The organism is Streptomyces changchenzhani (assembly GCF_039766235.1).
Classification (GTDB): domain Bacteria; phylum Actinomycetota; class Actinomycetes; order Streptomycetales; family Streptomycetaceae; genus Streptomyces.
The window spans coordinates 370,375-396,500 of record NZ_JBDHNH010000008.1 but is presented as its reverse complement, the minus strand read 5'-3'; the positions used below and the strand labels follow the sequence as shown (position 1 = coordinate 396,500).

General features: G+C 69.6%; 27 protein-coding genes and 3 tRNA genes. 18 read left to right on the top strand and 12 right to left on the bottom strand.

Annotated elements, in window-relative coordinates; all coding sequences use genetic code 11:
• Window positions 1-17: 17 nt before the first annotated feature.
• The 5 genes from ABCR94_RS25990 to ABCR94_RS25970 all read right to left on the bottom strand — a co-directional run bounded on the left by ABCR94_RS25990 (window position 18) and on the right by ABCR94_RS25970 (window position 6,888).
• Window positions 18-1,067 (bottom strand): 2-oxoacid:ferredoxin oxidoreductase subunit beta, encoded by a 1,050-nt coding sequence (locus tag ABCR94_RS25990; RefSeq protein WP_347122432.1) that lies wholly within the window; start codon window positions 1,065-1,067, stop codon window positions 18-20.
• Window positions 1,060-3,027, bottom strand: a complete 1,968-nt coding sequence (locus tag ABCR94_RS25985; RefSeq protein ID WP_347122431.1) for a 2-oxoacid:acceptor oxidoreductase subunit alpha — start codon at window positions 3,025-3,027, stop codon at window positions 1,060-1,062. Before ABCR94_RS25985 ends, ABCR94_RS25990 begins: the two co-directional genes overlap by 8 nt.
• Window positions 3,028-3,298: 271 nt before the next feature.
• Window positions 3,299-3,958 carry a response regulator AbrC3 gene (gene abrC3 / locus ABCR94_RS25980; protein ID WP_347122513.1) on the bottom strand — a complete coding sequence of 220 codons (660 nt, stop codon included), beginning with the start codon at window positions 3,956-3,958 and terminating at the stop codon, window positions 3,299-3,301.
• 168 nt (window positions 3,959-4,126) lie between these two features.
• The gene (abrC2, locus tag ABCR94_RS25975) at window positions 4,127-5,470 is read right to left on the bottom strand and encodes a sensor histidine kinase AbrC2 (protein ID WP_347122430.1); all 1,344 of its coding nucleotides are present in this window, start codon (window positions 5,468-5,470) and stop codon (window positions 4,127-4,129) included.
• Window positions 5,471-5,589: 119 nt separating this feature from the next.
• Window positions 5,590-6,888 carry a sensor histidine kinase gene (locus ABCR94_RS25970; protein WP_347122429.1) on the bottom strand — a complete coding sequence of 433 codons (1,299 nt, stop codon included), beginning with the start codon at window positions 6,886-6,888 and terminating at the stop codon, window positions 5,590-5,592.
• A gap of 177 nt (window positions 6,889-7,065) precedes the next feature.
• On the opposite strand from ABCR94_RS25970, the gene ABCR94_RS25965 reads away from it, so the two are divergent.
• From ABCR94_RS25965 to htpX, 11 genes are all read left to right on the top strand, one after another.
• Window positions 7,066-7,539: an NADH-quinone oxidoreductase subunit A gene (locus ABCR94_RS25965; protein WP_347122428.1), complete on the top strand. Its 474-nt coding sequence runs from the start codon at window positions 7,066-7,068 to the stop codon at window positions 7,537-7,539.
• Window positions 7,530-8,177: an NADH-quinone oxidoreductase subunit B gene (locus ABCR94_RS25960; protein WP_347122427.1), complete on the top strand. Its 648-nt coding sequence runs from the start codon at window positions 7,530-7,532 to the stop codon at window positions 8,175-8,177. Before ABCR94_RS25965 ends, ABCR94_RS25960 begins: the two co-directional genes overlap by 10 nt.
• Window positions 8,174-9,277: an NADH-quinone oxidoreductase subunit C gene (locus ABCR94_RS25955; RefSeq protein WP_521977809.1), complete on the top strand. Its 1,104-nt coding sequence runs from the start codon at window positions 8,174-8,176 to the stop codon at window positions 9,275-9,277. The genes ABCR94_RS25960 and ABCR94_RS25955 overlap by 4 nt, the downstream gene beginning before the upstream one ends.
• Entirely contained in the window at window positions 9,274-10,242 is a 969-nt protein-coding gene (locus ABCR94_RS25950; protein WP_347122426.1) for a complex I subunit 1/NuoH family protein, read from the top strand. Before ABCR94_RS25955 ends, ABCR94_RS25950 begins: the two co-directional genes overlap by 4 nt.
• Window positions 10,242-10,907: a NuoI/complex I 23 kDa subunit family protein gene (locus tag ABCR94_RS25945; RefSeq protein WP_347122425.1), complete on the top strand. Its 666-nt coding sequence runs from the start codon at window positions 10,242-10,244 to the stop codon at window positions 10,905-10,907. Before ABCR94_RS25950 ends, ABCR94_RS25945 begins: the two co-directional genes overlap by 1 nt.
• The gene (locus tag ABCR94_RS25940; RefSeq protein ID WP_347122424.1) at window positions 10,904-11,548 is read left to right on the top strand and encodes an NADH-quinone oxidoreductase subunit J family protein; all 645 of its coding nucleotides are present in this window, start codon (window positions 10,904-10,906) and stop codon (window positions 11,546-11,548) included. Before ABCR94_RS25945 ends, ABCR94_RS25940 begins: the two co-directional genes overlap by 4 nt.
• Window positions 11,548-11,904: an NADH-quinone oxidoreductase subunit NuoK gene (gene nuoK, locus ABCR94_RS25935; protein WP_347122423.1), complete on the top strand. Its 357-nt coding sequence runs from the start codon at window positions 11,548-11,550 to the stop codon at window positions 11,902-11,904. Before ABCR94_RS25940 ends, nuoK begins: the two co-directional genes overlap by 1 nt.
• The gene (locus tag ABCR94_RS25930) at window positions 11,901-13,898 is read left to right on the top strand and encodes an NADH-quinone oxidoreductase subunit 5 family protein (RefSeq protein WP_347122422.1); all 1,998 of its coding nucleotides are present in this window, start codon (window positions 11,901-11,903) and stop codon (window positions 13,896-13,898) included. Before nuoK ends, ABCR94_RS25930 begins: the two co-directional genes overlap by 4 nt.
• A gap of 27 nt (window positions 13,899-13,925) precedes the next feature.
• The gene (locus ABCR94_RS25925) at window positions 13,926-15,476 is read left to right on the top strand and encodes a complex I subunit 4 family protein (protein WP_347122511.1); all 1,551 of its coding nucleotides are present in this window, start codon (window positions 13,926-13,928) and stop codon (window positions 15,474-15,476) included.
• Entirely contained in the window at window positions 15,473-17,023 is a 1,551-nt protein-coding gene (locus ABCR94_RS25920) for an NADH-quinone oxidoreductase subunit N (protein ID WP_347122421.1), read from the top strand. The genes ABCR94_RS25925 and ABCR94_RS25920 overlap by 4 nt, the downstream gene beginning before the upstream one ends.
• Window positions 17,024-17,248: 225 nt before the next feature.
• On the top strand, window positions 17,249-18,106 hold the full coding sequence (gene htpX, locus ABCR94_RS25915; RefSeq protein WP_347122420.1) for a zinc metalloprotease HtpX: 858 nt from the start codon (window positions 17,249-17,251) through the stop codon (window positions 18,104-18,106).
• Between the two features lie 194 nt (window positions 18,107-18,300).
• Here the strand turns inward: htpX and ABCR94_RS25910 are convergent, their stop codons facing one another.
• The gene (locus tag ABCR94_RS25910) at window positions 18,301-18,702 is read right to left on the bottom strand and encodes a YccF domain-containing protein (RefSeq protein ID WP_347122419.1); all 402 of its coding nucleotides are present in this window, start codon (window positions 18,700-18,702) and stop codon (window positions 18,301-18,303) included.
• Window positions 18,703-18,969: 267 nt separating this feature from the next.
• Between ABCR94_RS25910 and ABCR94_RS25905 the strand changes: the two genes are divergently transcribed.
• Window positions 18,970-19,239: a GlsB/YeaQ/YmgE family stress response membrane protein gene (locus ABCR94_RS25905; RefSeq protein ID WP_347122418.1), complete on the top strand. Its 270-nt coding sequence runs from the start codon at window positions 18,970-18,972 to the stop codon at window positions 19,237-19,239.
• 41 nt (window positions 19,240-19,280) lie between these two features.
• On the opposite strand, the gene ABCR94_RS25900 is transcribed toward ABCR94_RS25905, so the two are convergent.
• The 3 genes from ABCR94_RS25900 to ABCR94_RS25890 form a co-directional block, all read right to left on the bottom strand.
• The gene (locus ABCR94_RS25900; RefSeq protein WP_347122417.1) at window positions 19,281-19,943 is read right to left on the bottom strand and encodes an alpha-ketoglutarate-dependent dioxygenase AlkB family protein; all 663 of its coding nucleotides are present in this window, start codon (window positions 19,941-19,943) and stop codon (window positions 19,281-19,283) included.
• On the bottom strand, window positions 19,940-20,449 hold the full coding sequence (locus tag ABCR94_RS25895; protein WP_347122416.1) for a methylated-DNA--[protein]-cysteine S-methyltransferase: 510 nt from the start codon (window positions 20,447-20,449) through the stop codon (window positions 19,940-19,942). The genes ABCR94_RS25900 and ABCR94_RS25895 overlap by 4 nt, the downstream gene beginning before the upstream one ends.
• 191 nt (window positions 20,450-20,640) lie before the next feature.
• Window positions 20,641-21,129 carry a YajQ family cyclic di-GMP-binding protein gene (locus ABCR94_RS25890; RefSeq protein ID WP_347122415.1) on the bottom strand — a complete coding sequence of 163 codons (489 nt, stop codon included), beginning with the start codon at window positions 21,127-21,129 and terminating at the stop codon, window positions 20,641-20,643.
• Between the two features lie 217 nt (window positions 21,130-21,346).
• Between ABCR94_RS25890 and ABCR94_RS25885 the strand changes: the two genes are divergently transcribed.
• Window positions 21,347-21,428, top strand: a tRNA-Tyr gene (locus tag ABCR94_RS25885).
• A 173-nt stretch (window positions 21,429-21,601) separates the two neighbouring features.
• Here the strand turns inward: ABCR94_RS25885 and ABCR94_RS25880 are convergent.
• The 3 genes from ABCR94_RS25880 to ABCR94_RS25870 all read right to left on the bottom strand — a co-directional run bounded on the left by ABCR94_RS25880 (window position 21,602) and on the right by ABCR94_RS25870 (window position 24,288).
• Window positions 21,602-22,132 (bottom strand): GyrI-like domain-containing protein, encoded by a 531-nt coding sequence (locus ABCR94_RS25880; RefSeq protein ID WP_347122414.1) that lies wholly within the window; start codon window positions 22,130-22,132, stop codon window positions 21,602-21,604.
• Between the two features lie 160 nt (window positions 22,133-22,292).
• A complete protein-coding gene (locus ABCR94_RS25875; protein WP_347122413.1) occupies window positions 22,293-22,949 on the bottom strand; it encodes an SDR family oxidoreductase in 657 nt (218 codons plus the stop codon).
• 34 nt (window positions 22,950-22,983) lie between these two features.
• A complete protein-coding gene (locus ABCR94_RS25870; protein ID WP_347122412.1) occupies window positions 22,984-24,288 on the bottom strand; it encodes an amidohydrolase family protein in 1,305 nt (434 codons plus the stop codon).
• A gap of 218 nt (window positions 24,289-24,506) precedes the next feature.
• Between ABCR94_RS25870 and ABCR94_RS25865 the strand changes: the two genes are divergently transcribed.
• The 5 genes from ABCR94_RS25865 to ABCR94_RS25845 all read left to right on the top strand — a co-directional run bounded on the left by ABCR94_RS25865 (window position 24,507) and on the right by ABCR94_RS25845 (window position 25,983).
• Window positions 24,507-24,579, top strand: a tRNA-Thr gene (locus ABCR94_RS25865).
• 46 nt (window positions 24,580-24,625) lie between these two features.
• Window positions 24,626-24,698, top strand: a tRNA-Met gene (locus ABCR94_RS25860).
• Window positions 24,699-24,801: 103 nt separating this feature from the next.
• Window positions 24,802-24,966 (top strand): 50S ribosomal protein L33, encoded by a 165-nt coding sequence (rpmG, locus tag ABCR94_RS25855; protein ID WP_006347275.1) that lies wholly within the window; start codon window positions 24,802-24,804, stop codon window positions 24,964-24,966.
• Window positions 24,967-25,099: 133 nt separating this feature from the next.
• The gene (locus ABCR94_RS25850) at window positions 25,100-25,555 is read left to right on the top strand and encodes an FAS1-like dehydratase domain-containing protein (RefSeq protein WP_347122411.1); all 456 of its coding nucleotides are present in this window, start codon (window positions 25,100-25,102) and stop codon (window positions 25,553-25,555) included.
• Window positions 25,555-25,983 (top strand): MaoC family dehydratase, encoded by a 429-nt coding sequence (locus tag ABCR94_RS25845; RefSeq protein ID WP_347122410.1) that lies wholly within the window; start codon window positions 25,555-25,557, stop codon window positions 25,981-25,983. Before ABCR94_RS25850 ends, ABCR94_RS25845 begins: the two co-directional genes overlap by 1 nt.
• Window positions 25,984-26,126: the final 143 nt, after the last annotated feature.

The window sequence follows — 26,126 nt, the reverse complement described above, 5'->3', positions numbered from 1 at the left end:
TGCGGAATTGCGTGCGGTCAGCCGACCACGGTCCAGGTGTCGTTGCCGGCGAGCAGTGCGCCGAGGTCGCCCTTGCCGTCTCTTTCGATGGCGGCGTCCAACTGCTCCGACATCAGCGTGTCGTAGACCGGCCGGTGGATGCTGCGGAGCACTCCGATGGGGGTGTGGTGCAGCGTGTCGGGGTCGGCGAGGCGTGAGAGTGCGAAGGCGGTGGTGGGGCTGGTCGCGTGGGCGTCGTGGATGAGGACCTGGGACTCGTTGTCCGGGGTGACGGCGATGACTTTGAGGTCGCCGGTGGCCGGGTCGCGTACGACGCCCTTGGCGCGGTCGGCGCCGAAGCGGATCTGCTCGCCGTGTTCGAGTCGGATGACGGCTTCTTCGGCCTGCTGCTTGTCCTTGAGGGCTTCGAAGGCGCCGTCGTTGAAGATGTTGCAGTTCTGGTAGATCTCGACGAGGGCGGTGCCCGGGTGGTCGGCGGCCTGGCGCAGGACGCTGGTGAGGTGTTTGCGGTCGGAGTCGACGGTGCGGGCGACGAAGCTCGCTTCGGCGCCGATCGCCAGGGACACCGGGTTGAAGGGTGCGTCGAGGGAGCCCATCGGGGTCGACTTGGTGATTTTGCCGACTTCCGAGGTGGGGGAGTACTGGCCCTTGGTCAGCCCGTAGATCCGGTTGTTGAACAGCAGGATCTTGAGGTTGACGTTGCGGCGCAGGGCGTGGATGAGGTGGTTGCCGCCGATGGACAGGGCGTCGCCGTCGCCGGTGACGACCCAGACGCTCAAGTCGCGGCGGGAGGAGGCCAGTCCGGTGGCGATGGCGGGGGCGCGGCCGTGGATGGAGTGCATCCCGTAGGTGTTCATGTAGTACGGGAAGCGCGATGAGCAGCCGATGCCGGAGACGAAGACGATGTTTTCTTTGGCCAGGCCGAGTTCGGGCATGAAGCCCTGGACGGCGGCGAGGACTGCGTAGTCGCCGCAGCCGGGGCACCAGCGCACTTCCTGATCGGACTTGAAGTCCTTCATGGATTGCTTGGCGTCGGCCTTGGGCACCAGCGAGAGCGCCTCAGTCATTGATGGCCTCCTTGAGAGCCTCTGCGAGCTGCTCGGCCTTGAACGGCATGCCGTTGACCTGGTTGTACGAGTGGGCGTCGACCAGGTATTTGGCTCGGAGCAGGGTGGCGAGCTGCCCGAGGTTCATCTCGGGCACGACCACTTTCTCGTAACGCCCCAGAACCTCGCCGAGATTCCGGGGGAAGGGGTTGAGGTGGCGCAAGTGGGCTTGTGCGATGGGGATTTGGGCGGTGCGCAGCCGGCGGACGGCCGCGGTGATCGGCCCGTAGGTCGATCCCCAGCCGAGGACCAGGGTTGTGGCGCCGGTGGGGTCGTCGACTTCGAGGTCGGGGACTTCGATGCCGTCGATTTTGGCCTGGCGGGTGCGGACCATGAAGTCGTGGTTGGCCGGGTCGTAGGAAATGTTCCCGGTGCCGTCCTGCTTCTCGATCCCCCCGATCCGGTGCTCAAGGCCGGGGGTGCCGGGCACCGCCCACGGGCGGGCCAGCGTGTGCGGATCGCGCTTGTAGGGCCAGAACACCTCGGTGCCATCGGCCAGCGTGTGGTTGGGCCCGCTCGCGAACTGCACCCGCAGGTCGGGTAGTTCGTCGACTTCGGGGATGCGCCATGGTTCGGAGCCGTTGGCGAGGTAACCGTCGGACAGCAAAAACACCGGGGTCCGATACGCCAGGGCGATGCGGGCGGCGTCGATCACGGCGTCGAAGCAGTCCGCCGGGGTCCTGGGTGCCACGATCGGCACCGGCGCTTCCCCGTTGCGCCCATACATGGCCTGCAAGAGGTCGGCCTGCTCGGTCTTGGTCGGCAACCCCGTCGAGGGCCCACCGCGCTGGATCGCCACCACCAGCAAAGGCAGCTCCAGGGAGACCGCAAGCCCGATGGTCTCCGACTTCAGCGCCACCCCCGGCCCGGAGGTGGTGGTGACGGCCAACTGCCCGCCGAACGCTGCCCCCAGGGCGGCGCCGATCGCGGCGATCTCGTCCTCGGCCTGGAAGGTCCGCACCCCGAAGTTCTTGTGCTTCGACAGTTCGTGCAGGATGTCGGAGGCCGGAGTGATCGGATACGAGCCCAGATACAGCGGCAGATCCGCCTGCTGCCCGGCCGCGATCAGCCCGTACGACAGGGCCAGATTCCCGGAAATGCTGCGGTAGGTCCCCGCCCCGAACGCCTTGGTGGCCGGGGCGACTTCATAGGAGACCGCGAAGTCCTCGGTGGTCTCCCCGAAGTTCCAACCCGCCCGGAAAGCGGCCACATTCGCCTCGGCGATCTGCGGCTTCTTCGCGAACTTCGTCCGCAGAAACCGCTCCGTGCCGTCCGTCGGGCGGTGATACATCCACGACAGCAACCCCAGCGCAAACATATTCTTGCTGCGCTCGGCCTCCTTGCGCGACAGCCCGAACTCCTTCAGCGCCTCGATCGTCAGCGTCGTCAGCGGCACCCGATGCACGCTGTAGGCCTCCAGCGACCCGTCCTCCAGCGGAGAAGTGTCGTAGCCGACCTTGGCCATCGGACGTTTGGTGAACTCATCGGTGTTCACAATGATCTCCGCACCGCGCGGCACATCCCCGATGTTCGCCTTCAACGCGGCCGGGTTCATCGCCACCAGCACATTCGGTGCGTCACCGGGGGTGAGGATGTCATGGTCGGCGAAGTGCAGCTGGAAACTCGAAACCCCCGGCAACGTCCCGGCCGGCGCACGGATCTCCGCGGGAAAGTTCGGCAGCGTCGACAGATCGTTCCCGAACGACGCCGTCTCCGACGTGAACCGGTCCCCCGTCAGCTGCATCCCATCACCCGAATCACCCGCAAACCGGATGATCACCCGATTCAGGCGGCGGACCTCTTTTTCCGCGGGTTGCGCTGTCGGTGCGCCGCGCTGCTCTCCGACGACAGCCTCGCCGGCTTCGTCGGTTCCGTCGGCTCCATCGGTCTGCCCGGTAGGGCTACTGACCTGGCTGGTCACTGAACTGGACCTCCCTTGAGGCGGCTGCTCCGGACCGGCCGGCTCACCGGCGGCCCTGGAGCCCACCCTACGTCTGGGAGGGTGGCGTTCCCTGGGATGCTCGTAATCCGGACCTGCTTCTGACATAACCCATTGTGCTGGTTTGCCATGGTTCCATCGCCCCCCGGCGCTCTCCTTGAAGACGCTCCGTACTCATCCTTTGGTTCTGGGCCCGCGGACCGGATCGTCTCCGGTCCGCGGCTCCGAGTGCATCTGACAGGGTGTCAGTTCATCAGGAATTCAGATAGGTCAGTACGGCCAGCACCCGTCGGTGGTCTCCCACGCTCGGCGAGAGCCCGAGCTTGAGGAAGATGTTGCTGACGTGCTTCTCGACCGCACCGTCGCTCACCACCAGCTGCTTGGCGACCGCCGAGTTGGTCCGCCCCTCGGCCATCAGTCCTAGGACCTCCCGCTCGCGCGGGGTCAGTCCGGCCAGGACGTCCTGCTTGCGACTGCGACCCAGCAACTGGGCCACCACCTCGGGGTCGAGCGCGGTTCCGCCCTGGGCCACCCGGACAACGGCATCGACGAATTCACGTACCTCGGCTACCCGGTCCTTCAGCAGATAGCCGACACCGCGACTCGAACCGGCCAGCAACTCTGTCGCGTACTGCTCCTCGACGTACTGCGACAACACCAGCACCCCGATCCCCGGGTAGTCCCGGCGCAGCTGCACCGCTGCCCGTACCCCTTCGTCGGTGTGTGTCGGCGGCATCCTCACATCCGCGACCACCACATCCGGTACGGCGTCCTGCGCCGCCAGATCCGCGATGGTCTTGATCAGCGCTTCCGCGTCCCCGACGCCCGCCACGACATCGAGTCCGCGGTCGGTCAGCAGCCGAGTGAGGCCCTCCCGAAGCAGCACTGAATCCTCGGCGATGACCACTCGCACTCTGTCCTCCACGACCGTGTAGCCCCCCAGCAATTGTTTGCTTCCCACCCGTCGCCCACCAGCATCCCAGTATCGCGACCCGGTGTGCGTCGGGGCGTTGGGAATTGGGAATAGTGGCGTACGACTCGGGCCGGGGGCTCGGGGAAGCCTGCGCGGGGAGCGCCGGGGTCAGCCGCGCCAGGGCAGCTCCGCCGTGACCGTGGTCGGCCCGCCCGCGGGGGAGTCGATGACCAGGATCCCGTCGACCGCGTCGAGCCGCTCCGTGAGCCCCGCCAGGCCGGAACCGGACGCGGTGTCCGCGCCGCCCTGCCCGTCGTCGCTCACCTGAAGCAGCAGCCGGTCCGTCGACTGCCACACGTCGATCCGGGCCCGGCTCGCCCGAGCGTGCTTGCTGACGTTCTGGAGGAGCTCGGAGACGGTGAAGTACGCGATTCCCTCGATGGCCTGGGCCGGCCGCGTCGGCAGATCCACCTCGACCTGCACCGGCACCGTGCACCGGGAGGCGACCGCGGAGAGCGCCGCGTCCAGGCCCCGGTCGGTCAGGACGGCCGGGTGGATGCCGCGGGCGAGGTCACGCAGCTCCTGAAGGGCGACCTTCACCTCGCTGTGCGCCTCGTCCACCATGCGGGCCGCGGCCTCGGGGTCTTCCGTCAGCTTCTCCTTCGCCAGACCCAGGCCCATGGCGAGGGCGACGAGCCTGGCCTGCGCGCCGTCGTGCAGATCGCGCTCGATGCGCCGCAGGTCGGCGGCGGCGGTGTCCACGACGACGCCCCGGTCCGACTCCAGCTCCGAGACGCGGCTGGCGAGCCGGGACGGGCCCAGTAGCCCGGTCACCATCACCCGGTCCACGGAGGCCAGGGCCCGGATGATCCACGGGGCGATCAGCGTGACGACCAGGCCGAACGCACTGGTCACAGCCAGCTCGAAGGAGCTGTCGAGATAGACGTTGTGCGCCCCGTCGCCGTACAGCTGAATGCCGCCCACCCCGCTGTACGCGGGGAAGACCCACTGCCACAGCGGATACGTGAGCAGCGCCCAGCCGCACGACCAGAGAGTCACCGCGAGAGTGAAGGCGAAGAGCGCCCACGGCATGTGCAGGAACGCGTAGAGCAGGTGCCGCCAGGACACTCCGCTCTTGATCATCGCGCCGATCCAGGGCGTCACCCCGCTCGCCTTGGGGCGTACGGGAGCGGGATCGGCCACGTCCACCCTCAGCAGGCCCTTGGCACGGGCCCGCTCCACCGCCCCGAAGCCCCGGCAGCAGGCCAGGGTCGCCGCCAGCACGGGCACGCCGACGAAGGTGACGAGCAGGCCCGCGCTGAGCGAGGTCATCGTGGCGGCGAAGGAGAAGAGCAGCCCGCTGATGGGCACGCTGAGGAAGAGGTAGCAGAGCTCGCGCCAGGTGCGGGCCTCGAAGGGCGCACGCAGCGCCGGAGGCAGCAGGTGCCTTCGCGGGGAACCGTGCTCGGGCTGCCACTGGTCCCGGGTCTGCGGTGCGTACTCCGTGGCCATCGCTGCCGTCCGTTTCTGCTCTGCTGCTGCGGAGCCTGAGTGAGCGTCTGCCTCAAGGATGCTGGGGCGCGAGGCCCGGGACCATGAGGGCCGTCACCGTTTGTGAACGGGGGTTTTCCCTACCCCCGCACCGCACCGCGCTTCGCCGCGCCGGCCCCGTGATCACGGGTGTTCTCGCGGCCACGGGTGTTCTCACCTTCACCTTCGCGGTCACCTTCGCGGTCACCTTCGCGGTCGCGCCACGGCAGTTCGGCGGTGACCGTGGTGGGCCCGCCCTCGGGAGAGTCGAGGACAAAGACCCCGTCGACCGCGCCGAGCCGGTCCGCGAGCCCGGACATCCCGGTGCCGCCGTCCAGCCGCGCGCCGCCGCGCCCGTCGTCCTCCACCTGGATCAGCAGCCGGTCCCCGGACCGCCACACGTGGACCGACGCGGTGCGCGCGCCGCTGTGCTTGCTGACGTTCTGGAGGAGCTCGGAGACGGTGAAGTACGCGATGCCCTCGATGGCCTGGGCCGGGCGGCCGGTCAGCTCGACCGTGACCTTCACCGGAGCCGTGCAGCGCGACGCGATGGACGAAAGCGCCGCGTCCAGACCGCGGTCGGTCAGGACGGCCGGGTGGATGCCGCGCGCCAGGTCCCGCAGTTCCTGCAAGGCCAGCTTCACCTCGCCGTGCGCCTCGTCGACCATCGCCGCGGCGGCCACCGGGTCCTTGAAGTCGCCGGTCAGCTTCTCCTTGGCCATGCCGAGCCCGATGGCGAGGGCGACGAGCCTTGCCTGCGCGCCGTCGTGCAGATCGCGCTCGATGCGCCGCAGGTCGGCGGCGGCGGTGTCCACGACGACGCCCCGGTCCGACTCCAGCTCGGCTATCCGCCGCTCCAACTCGTCGGAGGGGCAGAGCAGCCCCCGCACCATCGCCCGGTCGCCGTTGGCTATGACCCGTACGAGGTACGGCAGGACCGGCCAGAGCGCGAACAGACCAACCATGACCACCGCGAACGTCAGTACGCCCCAGGGCAGCCGGACCAGCGCGTACAGCGCCGACCGCCAGCCCACCGGGTCCTTCAGACTCGCCCACAGCCACGGGAAGAAGCCGCGGTCCCGCAGCCCCGCCTGGGCCGGACTCGGCTCGTCGACCCACTCGCCGAGCAGCGCACGCGCGCGTGCCCGCTCGATCCTGCCGAGGAACCGCGCGCCCAGCAGGCTCAGGGCCAGCAGCGGCAGCCCGATGACGGTGACGGACAGACCACCGCCCAGAGGGAGGGTCACCACGACGAACGTGAAGCCGAGCAGGGCCATCGGCAGATTGAGAAGGAGATGCGCGATCTCCTTCCAGACATGCGGCCCGTACGGGAAGCGCACGGGCGGCGGCCGGTCGGACCGGTCGGACGGGGCGAGGAAGTCGCTGGGGCTGGCGGTCATATGCCCAGCCTGCCGGGCCGGTGCCGGGGATGCCATGGGGTGGCTGGGTGTACGGAAGTAGGGATAACCCCACCCCGGTGTGACGCGGCTGCTTACCGAGTCTTTACCAGGGCCTAGACTCCCGTGCGTACAGATCGTCGAACAGGACGCAACGAGGCCAGGGAGCGAGGGGCGGACGTGCCGGAATCGACTGTTCTTGCGGCGCAACCCACGACAAATCCCGCGACGAGTTCTGCGACGAATTCCGCCGCGGATCTCGCGACGGATCTCGCGGCGGGGTACCCGGACTACTTCGAGAGTTACTCGGTCGTCGGGCTGCTCGCGGTCGTCGGTGTGCTGTTCGTCGCCGTGGCCTTCGGGGCCGGGCGACTGCTGCGGCCCGTCGTGCCGACACCGGAGAAGATGCTCACGTACGAGTGCGGAGTGGACCCGGTCGGCGAGGGCTGGGCGCACACACAGGTCCGCTACTACGTCTACGCCTTCCTGTACGTGATCTTCGCCGTCGACTCGATCTTCCTGTTCCCGTGGGCGACGGTCTTCGCCGCCGCCGGATACGGCGCCGCGACTCTGGTCGAGATGTTCATCTTCCTCGGCTTCCTGGCCGTGGGACTGCTGTACGCATGGAAGAAGGGCGTCCTCGAATGGGCGTGACCCCTGTTGATCTGCCGGAGCCACAGCGTCTGGGAGTGCTCTCACGGCTCGCGCCGGAACCCATGAAGGTGGTTCTCAACTGGGGCCGCCGCTACAGCCTGTGGGTCTTCAACTTCGGACTCGCCTGCTGCGCGATCGAGTTCATCGCGGCATCCATGGCGCGCCACGACTTCATCCGCCTCGGCGTGATCCCCTTCGCGCCGGGCCCGCGCCAGGCGGACCTGATGGTCGTCTCCGGCACGGTGACGGACAAGATGGCCCCGGCCGTGAAGCGGCTGTACGAGCAGATGCCCGAGCCCAAGTACGTCATCTCCTTCGGCGCCTGCTCCAACTGCGGCGGCCCGTACTGGGATTCGTACTCCGTGACGAAGGGCGTCGACCAGATCATCCCGGTCGATGTGTACGTCCCGGGCTGCCCACCCCGCCCCGAGGCGCTGCTCCAGGGCATTCTCAAGCTCCAGGAAAAGATCTCCCGCGAGTCGCTGAGCGAGCGCTACGGCTACGGCCGGCCCCCGTCGGCCGCCGCGCTGCAGAGCGGCCTGCTCACACCGCCGCCGGCGCCCGCTTCTCCCGCTACTCCCACTACTTCCACTACTCCTGTTCCCGCTTCGGCTCCGGGGGAGGACGACGCGAAGTGAGTGACCCGAACGCGAACACGGTGACTCCGTACGACACCCTCCCGGACGCCGTCACCGAGATCTTCGGCGAGGAGGCCACGGCCGGCCACGCCTACGACCTGCTCACCGTCGATGTTCCGATCGGCTCGTGGGTCGCGGCCCTGGAGATCGCCCGCGACAAGCTGGGCTGCACCTACTTCGACTGGCTGAGCGCGGTCGACGAGCCGGGCACCGGCTTCCAGGTCTGCGCCCATGTCGTGGCCCTGGAAAATCGCCGGGTACGCCGTCTCCTCATCCGTACGACCGTCCCGCACTCGGCGCCCGTCGTCCCCAGCGCCGTGGAGATCTACGCGGGCGCGGGGTGGCACGAGCGCGAGACGCACGAGATGTTCGGCGTCGACTTCACGGACCACCCCCACCTCGTCCCGCTCCTCCTGCCGGACGGCTTCGAAGGCCACCCGCTGCGCAAGGACTTCGTCCTCGCGGCCCGGGTCGCCAAGGCATGGCCGGGCGCGAAGGAGCCGGGGGAGTCCGACCACGGCGGCCCCAAGCGCCGCCAGATGCTGCCGCCGGGCGTCCCCGACCCGAACGAATGGGGCCCGCTGAAGGGCCAACTCCCCCCGGCCCCGTCCCGCCCGACCCGCACCCCGCGCGCGGGCGCGGCCGGTGCTGCGGGATCAGGTGCTGCGGGAGCTGCGGCGGCCGACCGCCCGCCACGCCGAGCCCGCAGCGTGAGCACGGGCTCGGCTAGCCAGGCCGGGCAGGAGGCCGGGCAGACGCAGGAGGCCGGGCAGACGCCGGACGCTGAGCAGGCATCGGAGGCCGCGCCGCCGTCGGTGCAGGCTCCGGACACCCCGCAAGCCCCGGCGCAGACCCCGCCGTCAGGGCCGCAGGCACCCGCGCCGGAGCCGCCGCCGACCCGGCCCACGCCGCCCGCCCGCTCCACGGACACCCCGTGGCACAACCTTCCGGGCACGGGCACGGGCACGGACACGGCCGAAGGGGCCGACGGTGCTCCGGACACCGAAGCGACCGGCTCGGCCGAATCGACCGGAAGTACCGACACCGACACCCACGCCGACGTGGACCGTCCCGCCGACGAACGAGGGAGCGACGCGTGAACGACGTACTCGATGTCGCCCTCCGGCTGCTCATCGTCTTCGCCGTATTTCTGGTGCTCCCCCTCGTCGTGGGCCAGGCCGAGCACAAGGTGATGGCGCACATGCAGGGCCGGCTTGGTCCCATGTACGCGGGCGGCTTCCACGGCTGGGCCCAGCTCGTCGCGGACGGTGTGAAGTTCGCCCAGAAGGAAGACATCGTCCCGGCCAACGCCGACCGGCGCATCTTCCAACTCGCGCCCGCCGTCGCCCTCCTCCCGTACCTCCTCGTCCTCGTCGCGATCCCGATCGGCCCGAGCGAGGGCGCGGTCGGACAGGTCGTCGACGCGGGCATCTTCTTCGTGCTCGCCGTGATGGGCATCGGTGTGCTCGGCTCGCTGATGGCAGGCTGGGCATCGGCCAACAAGTTCTCCCTCCTGGGCGGCCTGCGCACCGCCGCTCAGCTGCTTGCGTACGAACTGCCGATGCTGCTCACCGCCGCCTCCGTGGCGATGGCGGCCGGTACGGTCTCCCTCCCCGGCATCCTCAACGCCTTCGAGTGGTGGTGGCTGCCGTGGCAGATCGTCGGCGCGCTCGTCTTCTTCGTGGCGGGCCTCGCCGAACTCCAGCGCCCGCCGTTCGACATGCCGGTCGCCGACTCGGAGATCATCTTCGGCGCGTACACCGAATACACGGGCCTCCGCTTCGCTCTCTTCCTGCTCGCCGAGTACGCCGGAATCGTCGTCCTCTGCGGTCTGACCACCGTCCTGTTCCTCGGCGGCTGGCACGGCCCGTGGGGTGCGGACGGCCTCGGCTGGGTCTGGACGCTCCTGAAGGCCGCGATCCTCGCCTTCGGCGTCATCTGGCTGCGCGTCACCTACCCGCGCTTGCGCGAGGACCAGTTGCAGAAGCTCGCCTGGACCGTGCTCATCCCGCTCGCTCTCGCGCAGATCGCGCTCACCGGCATCGTGAAGGTGGCGATCCAGTAATGGCTCCGATCCCAGGGTCCGGCCTCGCCAAGGGCCTGGCCGTCACGCTCCGCACCATGACGAAGAAGACCGTCACCGCGCAGTACCCCAACGTCCAGCCCGAACTCCCGCCCCGCTCGCGCGGCGTGATCGGTCTGTTCGAGGAGAACTGCACGGTCTGCATGCTCTGCGCCCGTGAGTGCCCCGACTGGTGCATCTACATCGACTCCCACAAGGAGACCCTCCCGGCCGCCGCCCCCGGCGGCCGCGAGCGCAGCCGCAATGTCCTGGACCGCTTCGCGATCGACTTCTCGCTCTGCATGTACTGCGGTATCTGCATCGAGGTGTGTCCTTTCGACGCGCTCTTCTGGTCCCCGGAGTTCGAGTACGCGGAGACGGACATTCACGAGCTGACCCATGAGCGGGACAAGCTCCGCGAGTGGATGTGGACGGTGCCCGCGCCGCCCGCGCTGGATCCGGCGGCCGAGGAGCCGAAGGAGATCGCGGCAGCCCGCAAGACCGCCGACAAGCTCGCAGCCGCCCAGGAGCAAGCGGCCCAGGACCAGGCCGCCCAGGCACAGGCGGCCCAGCCACAGGCGGCCCCGGAGCAGGCACCCCGGCAGGAACATGCCGCGGGTGAGCCCACAGCCGAGCAGGGACAGCGCGAAGAGGGGGCCACCGAATGAGCCACCGAGTAAGCCACCTTGCCGCCTCCGCCGCCGCCGAACACGGCTTTCTCTCCCCGGCCAGCGTCGAGATCGCCTTCCTGCTCGTCGGCATCGCCACCCTCGGCGCGGCCGTCATCACGGTCACGACCAAGCAGCTGGTGCACGCCGCCCTCTGGCTGGTCGTGGCGCTCGGCGGCATCGCCGTCGAATACCTCCTGCTCACGGCCGAGTTCATCGCCTGGGTCCAGGTCTTGATCTACGTCGGCTCCGTCGTGGTCCTCCTTCTCTTCGGGCTGATGCTCACCAAGGCCCCCATCGGCCGCTCCCCGGACGCCGATTCGGGCAACCGCTGGGTCGCGCTCGCCGTGGCCCTCGCCGCGGCGGCCGCGCTCGTGTGGGTGGTCGTCGACGCGTTCCGTACGACCTGGATCGACCTGGACGGGCCCGCGCAGGGCTCCACCAAGGTGACCGGCGAGATCCTCTTCCAGCACTGGGTGCTGCCCTTCGAGGCTCTTTCGGTCCTGCTGCTGGCCGCGCTGATCGGCGCGATCGTCCTCTCCCGCAAGGACACCGACGACAAGGACACCGACGACAAGGACACGGACGACCCGAACGCCGCCACCACCCCGGCCGACACCGCCCCGGAGGACAAGCGCTGATGCACCTCGCCTATCCCGCCGTGCTCGCCGCCCTCCTCTTCTGCACCGGGCTGTACGGCGTACTCGCGCGCCGCAACGCGATCCTGGTCCTGATGTCCGTCGAGCTGATGCTCAACGCCGTCAACCTCAACCTCGTCGCCTTCGACGTCTGGCTCCGCGACACCCTGCACTCCGGCCAGGCACTCACGCTCTTCACCATCGCCATCGCCGCGGCGGAGATCGGCATCGGCCTGGCGATCGTCCTGATGGTCTACCGCAACCGCGGCACCTCGGACATCGACCGGCTCCGCGACACCGCCGAAGGCCCCGACGACGAAGCTTCCGCCCCGGCACAGAAGGCTGAGGCCGCCGCGTGACCATCACGACCCTCGCCGTCCTCGTTCCGCTCCTTCCGTTCCTGGGCGCCGTGGCCGGCCTGCTGCTCGGCCGCACCGCCCCCGGGTTCGTGCGGCCCCTGGCCGTACTGCCGACCGTGGCCGCCGCCGTGCTGGCCGTGCTCGTCGCCGTACGCCAGGGCGGCGGCAAGGACATTGAGGCCTCGACCCGGCTCACCCCCACCGGCTCGGTCCCCATCGACCTGGCCCTGCACCTCGACGGCTTCGCGGTCCTGGTCGCCGTCCTGGTCGGGGTCGTCGCGACCTGCGTGCAGATCTACTCGACGGGCTATCTGCGCGACGACCCGCGCTACCCCTCGTACGCCGCCCTGGTCTCCCTGTTCACCTCCGCGATGCTGCTCGTCGTCTACTCCGGCGACCTGATGGTGCTCCTGGTCGGCTGGGAAATCATGGGCATTTGCTCGTACTTCCTCGTCGGCCACTACTGGGAGACGCCCGAGGCCCGCGCCGCATCCCTGAAGGCCTTCCTGGTCACCAAGCTCGGTGATGTCCCCTTCCTGTTCGGCCTGTTCGCGCTGGCCGCCGACGCGAACTCCTTCCGGATCTCCACGATCCTGGACGTGGTCGGCGACCGGGGCCTCGACCACCCCACCCTGATCGCGCTGCTGCTTCTCGCGGGCGTCGCGGGCAAGTCGGCGCAGTTCCCGCTGCACACCTGGCTGCCCGACGCGATGGCGGGCCCCACGCCCGTCTCCGCGCTGATCCACGCCGCGACAATGGTCGCCGCCGGTGTGTACTTCGTGGCCCGCCTCCTCCCCGTCTTCGCGTCCTCCGCAGCGGCGCTGACCGTCCTCGCCGTGATGGCCGCCGTCACCATGGTCGGATCGGCGCTCGCCGCCCTGGCCCAGGACGACATCAAGCGTGTCCTCGCCTACTCGACCATCGGCCAACTCGGCTATATGACCGGCGCCCTGGCCGTCGGTGACCGCGGCGCGGCCGTCTTCCACCTCCTGACCCACGGCGCCTTCAAGGCGCTCCTCTTCCTCGGCGCGGGCGTGATCATCCACGCCGCCGGCACCAACTCGCTGGCCGCCATGTCCCGCATGGGCGGCTTCGCCAAGCAGATTCCCGACGCCTACTGGACGATGACGATCGCCCTGCTGGCACTCGCCGCGATCCCGCCCTTCGCCGGCTTCTTCTCCAAGGAAGCCGTCCTCGTCGCCGCCGAGCACGCCTCCCTCGGCGACACCCAGGGCGTCCCCTCCGGCGTCGGCTGGACCGTGTTCGTCGCGGGCCTCCTCACTGCCCTCCTCACCGCCGCGTACGCCACCCGCCTGTGGCTGCTGGCCTTCCGCGGCCGTGGCCCCGCCGCGCCGGACCACGGCAAGCAGCCACTCGCCATGAACGGCGTGCTGTGGCTCCTGGCCGTCCCCTCACTCGGCCTCGGCCTCACCGTCGGCCAACTCGCAGGCTGGTTCGACGTCCACTCCCTCACCCCGACCGTCACCACCGCCGTCCTCGGCACCGGCGTCGCCCTGGTCGGCGGCCTCGTCACCTACGGCGCCTGGCGGCACACGACGGCCATGGCCGCGGTCCGGCCCCCGATCGGCGCCGTCGCCGCCCACCCCGACGCCGACCCGGCGGCCTCCGAGGCGGAAGCCATCGCCACCCACACCGCCGCCTACGGCGACATCGCGTCGGCCCCCGACCCGGCGGACCCCGGCCGACTCCTGCTCGGCCCGCTGCACCGCCACGCCGCCGCCGGATTCCACCTCGACGCCGTCTACCACACCCTCTTCGTACGGCCCGTCCTGGCGGCCGCCGAGCTGGTCCGCTTCCTGGACCGCGAGGTCGTCGACACCTACGTACGCGGTGCGGGCACCATCCCGCGCCTGCTCGGCGCGGGCGTCCGCCGCGCCCAGACCGGCAATGTGCAGACCTACCTCAGCGCACTGCTCGCCGGGTCCGTCGTCCTGGCGATCGCCGCCGTCATCGTCGCCGCCGTCGGAGCGTGAGCAGTGATCGATATCAGCCCGTCCGTGATGCAGTTCCTCCTGGCATTCATCGTCGTCGCCCCGCTCGTCGGCGCCGTCGCCGCGCTTCTGCCCGCCCCTCCCGGGCTCAAGGGCAAGAACCCCGACCAGGCCGTGCTCCGCCACGGCATGGTCGTCACCGGCGCGATCCTCATCGCCGCCGTGGTCCTGGCCCTGGGCTTCGACCACGCCCACCCGTCGAAGATGCAGGCCACGACCGACATCAGCTGGATCCCGGCGCTCGACGTCAGGATCCACCTCGGCATCGACGGCATCTCGCTCCCCCTTCTCGTACTGACCGCGCTGCTGACCTTCCTCTGCGCGCTCTACAGCTACTTCAAGATGCCTGCGGGCCCATCCCCGAAGGCATTTGTCGCCCTGGTGCTCGTCCTTGAGTCCGGCACCCTGGCGACCTTCGCAGTCCTCGATCTGCTGCTGTTCTTCCTGGCGTTCGAGATGGTCCTCATCCCGATGTACTTCCTGATCGCCCGCTGGGGCGGCGCCCAGAAGCAGGCCGCCGCCTGGAAGTTCATCCTCTACACGCTGCTCGGCTCCGTCGTCATGCTGCTCGGTCTCCTCCTCATCGGACTGAAGTCGGGCACATTCGACATGGTGGCACTCGCCACTGACAATGGCCGCGGACTGACCACATCGGTGCAGGTCGTAGCCGTTCTCGCGATCGGCATCGGGCTCGCGGTGAAGACCCCGATGTGGCCACTGCACAGCTGGCTCCCGGACGCTCACACCGCCGCCCCGACCGTCGGCTCGGTCCTCCTCGCGGGCGTCCTGCTCAAGATGGGCACGTACGGGTTCGTCCGCATCGCGCTCCCCATCACCCCCGACGGCATGCACACCTTCGCGCCGTACCTCGCCGCCTTCGCGGTCGTCGGCATCATCTACGGGTCCCTCGCCTGCCTCGCCCTCGCCCGCAAGGGCGCCAAGGGCGACCTCAAGCGCCTCATCGCGTACTCATCCGTCGGCCACATGGGCTTCGTGCTCCTCGGCATCGCGTCCATGACCCCCACCGGCGTCAACGGCGCGCTCTTCGCCAACATCGCCCACGGTCTGATCACCGGCCTGCTGTTCTTCCTGGTCGGCGCGCTCAAGGACCGCTACGGCACCGCGGACCTCGACACCCTCGCCGGAGCCACCGGCGCCGCCCTCTACGGCCGGGCTCCCCGCCTCGGCGGCCTGCTCGCCTTCGCCGCCGTCGCCTCACTCGGGCTGCCCGGACTCGCCGGATTCTGGGGCGAGATGCTCACGATGTTCGGCGCCTTCCAGCCCGCCGAAGGCCTCAGCCGCCCCGCCTTCCTGACCTTCATGGTGATCGCCGGCATCGGCACCCTGCTCACCGCCGCGTACCTGCTCCTCGTCGTACGCCGGGTCTGCATGGGGGAGCAGCGCGAAACCCCCGAGCCCATCGCCGACATCCAGGGCTACGAGCTCGCCGCCTGGACCCCGCTCGTCGCCCTCACCGTCCTCGCCGGACTCTGGCCCGCGGTCCTCCTCGGCCTCACCGACCCGGCCGTGCAGAAGCTCCTCGCAGGAGGCAAGTCGTGACCGTGGCCGCCGAAAGCGCAGCCAGCCTCGTCCAGTCGGTCGACTGGGCGGCGATCGCACCGCCGACGATCACGGCGGCGGTGGGCCTGCTCGTCCTGGTCGCCGACCTCTTCGTACGCGAGAACAGGAAGCAGCTGCTCGGGTGGATCTCGATCGCGGGTCTCGCCTTGGCACTGCTCGCCCTGCTGCCGCTGCGCGAGGGAGACCGTTCGACGTTCTGCCTCACCTCCGACGCCGCTGTCTGCAGCTACACCGCGGACTACTTCACGCTGGTCATCCAGCTGCTGGTGCTCGGCGGCGCGCTGCTCACGGCGCTGCTCTCACTGACCGAGACGAAGAAGCTCCCGGCGGGGGAGTTCTGGTTCCTGCTGCTGTCCTCGGCGGCGGGCGCCGCCCTGCTGCCCGCCTCGCGGGACCTCGCCACTCTCGTGGTGGCTCTCGAAGTGGCCTCGCTGCCCGCCTTCGCCCTTGTGGGGCTCAAGCGCGGTGACCGCCTCTCCTCGGAGGCGGCGCTGAAGTTCTTCCTGTCCTCCGTCACCGCGACCGCCGTGATGCTGCTCGGCGTCAGTTTCGTGTACGCGACGACCGGCACCCTGCACCTCACGGAGATCGCCACCCGCCTGGACGACGTACCGGCGCAGCTGGACACCCTCGCCAAGGCGGGTGTCGCCCTGACGCTCGTCGGTTTCGCCTTCAAGACGGCCGCCGTGCCGTTCCACTTCTGGGTCCCCGACACCTACGTGGGCGCGCCCCTGCCCGTCGCGGCCTACCTGTCCGTCGTCGGCAAGGCGGTCGGCTTCACGGGGCTCATCCTCGTCACCGTCGTCGCCTTCCCCTCGTACGCGGACGTGTGGGGCCCCGCGATCGCCGTGCTCGCCGCGCTCACCATGACCGTGGGCAATGTGGCGGCCCTGCGCCAGTCCGCCACGCGCGCGTACAGCGCGGTTCGCCTGCTGGCCTGGTCCTCCGTCGCACAGGCCGGCTACCTGCTGGTCCCGATCGCGGCCGCCGCCTACTCCAGCGACGACCAGATCGGCTCCACCGTCGCGTACGCCCTGATGTACGCCGTGGTGAACCTGGGCGCCTTCGCGGTCGCCGCCCTCGTGGCCCGTACGAACCCGCTGAACCGGATCGCCGACTACCGCGGCCTGTACGCCACCCACCCTCTCGCGGCCCTGGCGCTCGGTTTCTTCCTGCTCTGCCTGGCGGGCCTGCCGCCCGGCATCATCGGGCTCTTCGCCAAGGTCACGGTCTTCTCCGCGGCCGTCGACGCGGGCCTCGGCTGGCTCGCCGTCATCATGGCCGTGAACGTCGTCATCGCGCTCTACTACTACCTCCAGTGGACCACCGCCCTCTTCCGCGCACCCGCAGGGGCCGAGGACGGGGACGCGCCGGACAGCAGGACCGACGCCCCGGGCGCGCGGATCAAGCACGCGGTGCCCATGCCGGTCACCGTCGCCATCACTCTCACGGCCGTCGCGGGCATCGCCCTGTCCGGCGCCCCCCAGCTGGTGCTGCGCTTCGCCACCGGCGACCTCTTCCAGTAGGCCGCACCCCCGGGCAGTAGGCCGCACACCCCGGGGCCCTTTTCCCGTACGGCCCACGGACTGTCGGCCCCGCGCGCCCGCGCACAAGGGAACTAGCCCTCCTCGCCTGGCGTTGACCAGTGAGGAAGGCTCCACTGGATGTGGAAGCACCCACCCCACCCAGCACCCCACCCACCAAACCCACCCAGCAAGGGGTTCCCCGCCGCACCACTTGGAGGGCGTACCGTGCACCGCCGGCACAACGGGTTGAGGACTGCCGTACTCCTCGGGGGACTGTCCGCGCTCATCATCCTCATCGGCAGTTTCTTCGGCCGTACGGGCCTGATCGTCGCGCTTGTCATCGCGGTCGGCACCAACGGATACGCGTACTGGAACAGCGACAAGCTGGCCCTGCGTGCCATGCGGGCACGCCCGGTGAGCGAATTCGAGGCGCCGCAGCTGTACCGCATGGTCCGTGAGCTCTCGACGGCCGCCCGCCAGCCCATGCCCCGCCTGTACATCTCCCCGACCCAGGCCCCCAACGCCTTCGCGACCGGGCGTAACCCGCGCAATGCCGCCGTCTGCTGCACGGACGGGATCCTGCGGATCCTCGACGAGCGCGAGCTGCGCGGCGTCCTCGGCCATGAGCTCAGTCATGTCTACAACCGGGACATCCTGATCTCGTCGGTGGCCGGCGCACTCGCTTCCGTGGTGATGTTCCTGGTCAACTTCGCCTGGCTGATCCCCATCGGCCGGTCCAACGACGACGAGGGCCCCGGCATCGTCGGCATGCTGCTGATCATGATCCTGGGCCCCCTGGCCGCCACCGTCATCCAGCTCGCCGTCAGCCGTTCCCGCGAGTACCAGGCGGACGCCGCGGGCGCCCAGCTCACCGGTGACCCGCTCGCCCTCGCGAGCGCCCTGCGCAAGCTCGACGCCGGTACGAAGCAGTTGCCGCTGCCGCCCGAGCCGCGGATCGAGGCCGCGAGCCACATGATGATCGCGAACCCCTTCCGCCCCGGCCAGGGCATGGCCAAGATGTTCTCCACCCACCCGCCGATGGCGGAGCGCATCGCCCGGCTCGAACAAATGGCAGGTCACTGACCCTGAAGACAATCCTCAACGTCATCTGGCCGGCCCTCAGCGGTCAGTGGGGAGCGTCAGCACGCGGGGGTCAATCCGCCCTTCAACGGCCATTTGCGGTAGCAGCGCAGGAACCCAGAGGGGCACGGGCGTTGCCACCAGAGATGGTGCCCCCGGATGAAGCAAACCGGGGACACCGTTGTGTCGGGGGAGCGCTAGCGTGCGCCGAACTTCTCGTCCGTCGGGACGACCTCCCGCCCGAGCGGCATCAGCGAAATCGGGATGAGCTTCAGGTTCGCCCAGCCGAAGGGGATGCCAACGATGGACACGAAAAGGGGGATGCTCGTCAGCAGGTGGCCGAGCGCCAGCCACCAGCCGGCGAAGACGACCCAGATCACGTTGCCGATGAACGAGGGTGCGCCCGCGCCCGGTCGATCAACGGTGGTCCGGCCGAACGGCCACAGGACGTACCCGGCGATGCGCAGCGAGGCCACGCCGAACGGGATGGTCACGATGAAGATGAAGCAGATGATCGCCGCGATGGTGTAGCCGATGGCCATCCAGAACCCGCAGAAGACGAACCAAAGGATGTTGAGGAGAAGGCTCAGGAGCTTCATGTGTTGCCCTTCCGCGCTGGTCAGGGGCGGGGTCCGCCCCTGACCAGTATCGGGGTGCTACACGAAATCGTCCCGACGGGCCAGCCCTTCGCCCCCGGTAGCCGGGCACACGGGGGCCACGGGCACCAGCCATGCCTTTGTGTCCCCTGTGTCGTGCACCGCACCTCGCTGAGCTGCGCAACCGCATCCCCGCCCCCGGGCGTCTCCACGTACGAGCTGCGAACTACGAGCTACCCGAGACGCACCACCACGAAAGGGGCTCATGGCATGGGCATCATCAGCTGGATCATCCTCGGACTGCTGGCCGGAGCCGCCGCCAAGATCCTGCTCCCGGGCCGCGACCCGGGCGGCCTGATCGGCACCACCCTCATCGGCATAGCGGGCGCGTTCATCGGCGGCTGGGCCTCGGCCCGCTGGCTCGACCGCCCCATCTCCAACGAGTTCTACGACGGGGCGACCTGGGCAGCGGCCATCGGCGGCGCGCTGGCCCTCCTGATCGCCTACCGGCTCCTCTTCGGCAACTCACGCTCGCGCTGAGAACCAGCCGGCCTGCCCGAGCCGCAGTGAACGAGCTGCGGCTACCCGAGCCCGGTCTCGCGCAACGTGAGGTTGAGCCGCCCGCCGGCCATCCCCGTCGCCGGATCCCCGCTCCCCGGCACCACCTTCGGCACACCGTGGTACGCGAAACGCGAAGGCCCGCCGAACACGAAAAGGTCCCCCGAGGCCAACTCCACATCGGTGTACGGCCGTCCGCGCCCCTCGGTGTTCCCGAAGCGGAAGACACAGGTGTCGCCGATGCTCAGCGACACCACCGGAGCCCTGGACTTCTCGTCCTTGTCCTGGTGCATGCCCATCCGCGCGTCGCCGTCGTAAAAGTTCACCAGCGCGGTGTCCGGCGCGTACGTGGGCCCGCCGGGACCTGCCTCCTCGCCGTACGCCTCAACCACCGCCCGGCGCCCAAGCTCCGCCAGCCAGTCGGGGAACGGCGCGACCGGCGCACCGTTCACATCGTCCGCCGTGCGCGTGTACCGGTACGGCTGCCAGTGCCACCCGACACACACCGTGCGCACCGACATGACCCCGCCGTTCGGCAGCCGGGTGTGCCGGATCGGTACGGGCCCCCGCGCCCACTCGCGGCACGCCCCCACCAACGCCCGCTGCTCCGCCACAGACAGCCAACCGGGCACATGCACCGCCCCCGGTGCCACCAGCACCCGGGGACGCGGGAACAGCCCCGTCACGCCCCTGCCCTGCCACCTTCGAGATCCAGCAGCTGCCGCTTGCGGTCGAGGCCGCCCGCGTAACCGGCCAGCGAGCCGTCCGCGCCGATCACGCGATGGCACGGCCGCACGACGAGCAGCGGATTGCGCCCGATCGCGGTCCCCAGCGCCCGCACCCCGGCCCGCGACACCCCGATTCCCTCGGCGAGCTTCCCGTACGACGTGGTGGTCCCGTACGGAATGCCGTCCAGCGCCTCCCACACCCGCCGCTGGAAGTCCGTGCCGGCGCCGGCGGCGTACTCCACGTCGAAGTGCGTCAGCTCCCCGCCGAAGTACGCCTGTACCTGCCGCACGATCTCGTCGAAGGCGCCAGGGGCGTGGTGCCAGCCGTCCTGGACGACGGCCCCGCCCTTCTGCCCCGGCACGGACAGCGAGGCCAGCGCGGTACCACCGGCGGCGGTCGCGGACTCCTCGCCGACCAGCAGCAGTTCGCCCAGGGGGCTGTCCATGGTCGCGTAGACCGTCATCGCCAGTTCCTTCCTTCACCACAACACGTCGTCACCCGGACACATCCGCGCATCCGCATCTGCATCCGCATACGACGAGTCTGCGACGCCCGCTCCGCCATGTCCGGCGGGATTCGGACATCGCGGCGGGGGTGGCGCCGGCCAAGCCGCCCCCACCCCCGCCGTGCTGCGAACCGCCAGGTCAGCGGTAGTCAGCGGTAGTTCGCGTACTGCAGCGCGAAGTCGAAGTCCTTGCCCTTGAGCAGCGCCTGCACCGTCTGCAGGTCGTCCCTGCTCTTCGAGCTGACCCGCAGCTCGTCGCCCTGCACCAGTGCCTTGACGCCCTTGGGGCCCTCATCGCGGATGATCTTCGCCACCTTCTTGGCGTTGTCCTGGGAGATGCCCTCCTCGATGGACGCGAAGATCTTGTACTCCTTGCCGGACAGCTGCGGCTCACCGGCGTCCAGCGCCTTCAGCGAGATCCCGCGCTTGATCAGCTTGCTCTGGAAGACATCGAGGATCGCGTTGACGCGATCCTCGGAGTTCGCCTGCATCAGGATCTTCTCGCCGGACCAATCGATCGAAGCCCCGACGTTCTTGAAGTCGTAGCGCTGAGCGATCTCCTTCACGGTCTGGTTGAGGGCGTTGTCGACCTCTTGCCGCTCGACCTTCGAGACGATGTCGAAACTGGAGTCGGCCATGTCCTGTGGCTCCTTGTATCGGGTGCTTGGTATCGATGCCTCTGCTGGGCGCCGTACGCGGCCGGGCCGCCCCCAACCGCTCCCGCAAGCCTAGCCACCCCCGCCCGCCCGGAGCGCTGATCAATCCAGTGGCGTAGCACCCCCGGGCATCAGGTATCGTTTGCGTCGTTGCCACGGAGCACCGCCCAGGCGGTCCACTCCAGCGGCGACATCCCATGGCGGTGTGCCCGAGTGGCCAATGGGAGCGGACTGTAAATCCGCCGGCTTAGCCTTCCCAGGTTCGAATCCTGGCGCCGCCACATGTAGGGAACCCCCTTGGGACTGCAGAGATGCAGTCCCAAGGGGGTTTTTCGTGTGTGCCGCAGAGGTCGGGCAGCCGCCGCCGCGCAGCGGATGGCAGACCGGGACCGGGACCGGGACCGGGACCGCGACCGGGACCGGGACCGCGACCGGGTCCGGGTCCGCGACCGGGTCAGAGGCTGTCCGCGAGCCGGAAGGCGACCTCCGCCTCCCACTTCGCCGGATCGGGCTCCACGCGCAGGTCCGTCTTGAAGATTTCCAGGCGGCAGGCCCACCGCTCGCCCCCGTCCACGGTCCGCACCAGGTCCCACTCCAGGTCACGCTCCGCCGCCCAGGTCAGCAGCCGCTCAGTGACCTCGACCAGCTGGTCCGGATGTTCGACGTGAGTCACCGTCACATACCGCCCCGCGGGCAGCAGGCCCACCAGGACGTCACCCTCCGTCTCCGGGGAGGTCGAGACCGGCACGCCGGCCTCGACCTCCAACTGCCCGTCCGCACCGATGACGTTGTACCGGAAGAACGGTCCGCCGACCGGTTCGGTTCCGTGTGCGGCCACCCAGGCGAAGAGCTCCGGCATCCGGTCGGCGATCAGGCCGAAGCTCTCCATGGTCAGCTGCCCCCTGATCGCCGCATAGGGCTGCTCGCCCCGCTCGATGACGGTTGGCTCGGGCCGTTCAATCGCTGCTGTGTGCTCGGGCGGCAAGGGATTCCTCGTGACGCAGGGAAGTTGTCCTTGCAGGACACCGGCGCGGCCCGGAACTCATCGGCTGGCACGAGACGTTCACCTACCGGCGGCGATACCCCGGGCACCCCCGGATAGCGGGGACGTTGGATACCGGGGACGTTCGGATGCCGCGAGGCGGTCAGTTACCGGCGACGTCCTTCACCGCGACCGCGACCGGCACCGCACCGCTGATGAGTTCGAGGGTCAGGCCCGCCGTCGATGGTGTCTCCAGGAGCTCCGCCAGGGCCGCTGCCACATCGTCGCGCGGTACGGGCCCACGCCCCGTCGAGGCCTCGAGCGTCACCAGCCCGGTCCCTGCGTCGTTGGTCAGCGCGCCCGGCCGCAGGACCGTCCAGTCCAGGCGCGCCCGGGAGCGTACGGCGTCGTCGGCCGCGCCCTTGGCGCGCAGATACGCGTCGAAGATCTCGTCGCCCGGATGCTTCGCGTCCGCGCCCATCGACGACACGATGACGTAGCGGCGCACGCCCGCCCGCTCCGCCGCGTCCGCGAAGAGCACGGCTGCGTCGCGGTCCACCGTCTCCTTGCGCTCGGCGCTGCTGCCTGGCCCCGCGCCCGCCGCGAAGACGACGGCGTCGGCGCCGCCCAGCGCCTCCGTGACCTGTTCGACGGAGGCCGATTCCAGGTCGAGTACGACCGGTTCGGCGCCCACCGCCCGCAGCTCGTCGCTCTGATCGGCGTTGCGGATGATGCCCGCGACCCCATGTCCGCGTGCGGCGAGCAACCGCTCAAGCCGCAGTGCGATCTGACCGTGTCCACCTGCGATGACAATGCGCATGATTCCGACGGTACGCGCACGGGCGCGGCCGTGCTCAGGGGCCTGGCTCGATTCGCCCCTGACGGGGCAGATCGAGCGCGACGGCGACCGCCGAGTCGCAGTACTCGCGCACCGCGCTGGTACGGGCCACCACCCGCCCGCGGTGGATGACGATGCGGCTGTACGCCAGGGACAGCACGCCCGTCAGCCGCTCCCCCCGCACGGCGACCAGCTCGGCGGGGAACCCCGCCTCCACCCGCACCTCGGGCAGCCCCATCGCCTCACGCGCCGCCGAACTCACCGCCCCGTACGCGTCCGGCGCCCGCATCCCGCCCTGCGAGGCCAGTAGGTAGGCGGCCTCCAGGGGGTCGCCCCGCCCGACCGGGTTGGCGACGTCCCGCAGGGCCCCGCTGCCCGCGGCGACCCGTACCCCGGCCGCCCGGAGCAGCCGTACGGGGGCCGATCCGCTGCCCCGCCGCTCCAGGCCCGCGCAGTCGCCCTGCGGCAGGCAGACCACGGTCACCCCGGCCGCCGCCAACTGGTCCGCCGCGCGCGACGCGGCGGCCAGGGGGAGGCGGGACAAGCCGGCGCAGGGGCCGATCACGACGCCGGGCCGCAGCCCGCCGGCCATCGCGGCGAGCCGGGCCAGCCGCGCCGGATCGTCACCCTCCGTGTGCAGATCCACCGGGCAGCCGTGCTCGGCGGCGATCTCCAGGACGGCCTCCGCGTAGCCCGCCGGGTCGGGGTCCAGGTCCGGGCAGCCGCCCACGACGCCGGCGCCCATCTTCACGGCGTCCCGCAGCATCGCGAGCCCGTCGGCCCCGGCGATCCCGGTGAGCAGCCGGGGCACGGCGACCGCGGTCAGGTCGACCAGGCCGCGCAGCGAGCGCCGGGACTGGAGCACCGCCTCCATCGGCCCGAGCCCCTGCACATCGCCGATCCGCACGTGTGAGCGCAGGGCGGTCGCGCCGTGGCCGAGTTGCAGCAGCGCGGCCTCTGTGGTGCGGCGCTGGACGTCCTCGGCCGCGTACGACACCGGTCCGCCGTCGTCGGCGGACAGGGCGGTGTCGCTGTGGGCGTGCGGCTCGGCGGGGGCAGGCAGCAGGAGATAGCCGGCGAGGTCGACCCGGGCACCCGACATGGGCAGGCTGCCCGCGGTGCCGACCGCCTCGATGCGCCCGGCGCCGAGCCTGACGTCCACGGTGCGGCCGTCGGTCAGACGGGCGCCGCACAGCAGGAGTGAGCCGGTGTCCGAGCCGGGGGCACCGCCGCCGCTTCCCAGGGCCCCCGAGGTGCCTGAGTTCTCCGCATTTCCCGAGTTGCCCGAGGGGCGGGGATGCTGTGGCTGGCTGTCGGACATCGGGCTCCTGGTGGGGCTCGGGCGTGCAAGATCAAGAGGGCGGGCAAGATCAAGATCACGCAGCGTGAGTCGAGCCTAGGGGTCCGTCAACCCGCCTTCTGGGAGGAGCCGAAAAGTCGTACCGGAGGGGGCGCGAGTGGCGTACGCGACCCTTGTGGTGAGGGCCGCGAAACGGATTTGGGCGATCGGTGGGCGACCGTGTAATGTCTTCATCGCTCGCCCCAATAGCTCAGTCGGTAGAGCGTCTCCATGGTAAGGAGAAGGTCTACGGTTCGATTCCGTATTGGGGCTCTGGTGATCGGTGATCCCGTCTTCGGGCGGGTGATCCGCCCATCAAAGCGGTGTAGCTCAGTCGGTAGAGCAAGCGGCTCATAATCGCTGTGTCACCGGTTCAAGTCCGGTCACCGCTACACACGGTAGCCGATTGTGGGGTCGGTCCTTCGATCGGCTACTCTTTTATGCGTTCTTCCGTTTTACGTTCATCCGTCCACCGTCCGTCCAAGGAGCACTCACGTGGCTGCCACCGACGTCCGCCCGAAGATCACGCTGGCCTGCGTGGAGTGCAAGGAGCGGAACTACATCACCAAGAAGAACCGGCGTAACAACCCGGACCGTCTTGAGATGAAGAAGCACTGCCCGCGCTGCAAGGCGCACACTGCGCACCGCGAAACGCGCTAAATACAGGCTCGTATGCGAGGCCGTCCCCACTTCGGGGGCGGCCTCGTGTCGTTTGTCCCGACGGTTGTCTGCATCGACTGTCTGTCCCGACACCGACTGTCTGTCCCGACGATTCATCAGGAGGTACGAGTCCATGGCGCTCGACCAGTCCTTTGTGGGGCGGGCCTATCCGCCCACCGCGCCGTACGAGGTCGGCCGGGAGAAGATCCGTGAGTTCGCCGAGGCGGTGGGCGACACCAATCCGGCGTACCTGGATCAGGAAGCCGCCAAGGCTCTCGGCCACAGCGATGTGATCGCCCCGCCGACCTTCGTCTTCATGATCACGTTCAAGGCCGCCGGGGATGTCGTCCGGGATCCCCGGCTGGGTCTGGACTACAGCCGTGTGGTGCACGGCGACCAGAAGTTCGCATACAAGCGCCCGGTGCGCGCGGGGGACCGCCTGTCGGTCACCTCGACCATCGAGGCGATCAAGTCGATGGCGGGCAACGACATCATTGACGTCCGCGGCGAGGTCCACGACGAGGCCGGCGAGCACGTGGTGACGGCGTGGACGAAGCTGGTGGCGCGTGCCGCCGCCGAGGAGGCGTGATGACGGCGAAGATCTCCTACACGGACGTCGAGGTCGGCACCGAGCTGCCCGCGCGGTCCTTCCCTGCGACGCGCGCCATGCTCGTGCAGTACGCGGGCGCCTCCGGCGACTTCAACCCGATCCACTGGAACGAGAAGTTCGCCAAGGAGGTCGGGCTGCCCGACGTCATCGCGCACGGCATGTTCACCATGGCCGAGGCGATCCGGGTGGTCACCGACTGGGCGGGCGACCCGGCGGCGGTCGTCGAGTACGGCGTGCGGTTCACCAGGCCCGTCGTTGTACCCAATGACGACCAGGGTGCGCTGATCGAGGTCACCGCGAAGGTCGCCGACAAGCTGGACGGCAATCAGGTGCGGATAGACCTCACGGCGAAGAGCGCGGGACAGAAGGTGCTGGGCATGTCCCGCGCTGTCGTCCGTCTTGCCTGACGGGGGTCCTGACGGGGAGTCCGGGCAGGGAGCCCTGACGGAGATTCCTGACAGAGAGTGACATTGTTGAGTAAGGGGCACCTTCTATTGGAGGGTGCCCCTTACTGTTACTTGACAGGGTTAGTGATTGGCCACTAACTTAC

Excerpts from the sequence above, each read along its gene's own strand:
- ABCR94_RS25990 (WP_347122432.1), bottom strand. The coding sequence starts at position 1,067 with ATGACTGAGGCGCTCTCGCTGGTGCCCAAGGCCGACGCCAAGCAATCC.
- abrC2 (WP_347122430.1), bottom strand. The coding sequence starts at position 5,470 with ATGGCCACGGAGTACGCACCGCAGACCCGGGACCAGTGGCAGCCCGAG.
- ABCR94_RS25970 (WP_347122429.1), bottom strand. The coding sequence starts at position 6,888 with ATGACCGCCAGCCCCAGCGACTTCCTCGCCCCGTCCGACCGGTCCGAC.
- ABCR94_RS25960 (WP_347122427.1), top strand. The coding sequence starts at position 7,530 with ATGGGCGTGACCCCTGTTGATCTGCCGGAGCCACAGCGTCTGGGAGTG.
- ABCR94_RS25945 (WP_347122425.1), top strand. The coding sequence starts at position 10,242 with ATGGCTCCGATCCCAGGGTCCGGCCTCGCCAAGGGCCTGGCCGTCACG.
- ABCR94_RS25940 (WP_347122424.1), top strand. The coding sequence starts at position 10,904 with ATGAGCCACCGAGTAAGCCACCTTGCCGCCTCCGCCGCCGCCGAACAC.
- nuoK (WP_347122423.1), top strand. The coding sequence starts at position 11,548 with ATGCACCTCGCCTATCCCGCCGTGCTCGCCGCCCTCCTCTTCTGCACC.
- ABCR94_RS25925 (WP_347122511.1), top strand. The coding sequence starts at position 13,926 with ATGCAGTTCCTCCTGGCATTCATCGTCGTCGCCCCGCTCGTCGGCGCC.
- ABCR94_RS25910 (WP_347122419.1), bottom strand. The coding sequence starts at position 18,702 with ATGAAGCTCCTGAGCCTTCTCCTCAACATCCTTTGGTTCGTCTTCTGC.
- ABCR94_RS25905 (WP_347122418.1), top strand. The coding sequence starts at position 18,970 with ATGGGCATCATCAGCTGGATCATCCTCGGACTGCTGGCCGGAGCCGCC.
- ABCR94_RS25895 (WP_347122416.1), bottom strand. The coding sequence starts at position 20,449 with ATGACGGTCTACGCGACCATGGACAGCCCCCTGGGCGAACTGCTGCTG.
- ABCR94_RS25890 (WP_347122415.1), bottom strand. The coding sequence starts at position 21,129 with ATGGCCGACTCCAGTTTCGACATCGTCTCGAAGGTCGAGCGGCAAGAG.
- ABCR94_RS25875 (WP_347122413.1), bottom strand. The coding sequence starts at position 22,949 with ATGCGCATTGTCATCGCAGGTGGACACGGTCAGATCGCACTGCGGCTT.
- ABCR94_RS25870 (WP_347122412.1), bottom strand. The coding sequence starts at position 24,288 with ATGTCCGACAGCCAGCCACAGCATCCCCGCCCCTCGGGCAACTCGGGA.
- ABCR94_RS25850 (WP_347122411.1), top strand. The coding sequence starts at position 25,100 with ATGGCGCTCGACCAGTCCTTTGTGGGGCGGGCCTATCCGCCCACCGCG.
- ABCR94_RS25845 (WP_347122410.1), top strand. The coding sequence starts at position 25,555 with ATGACGGCGAAGATCTCCTACACGGACGTCGAGGTCGGCACCGAGCTG.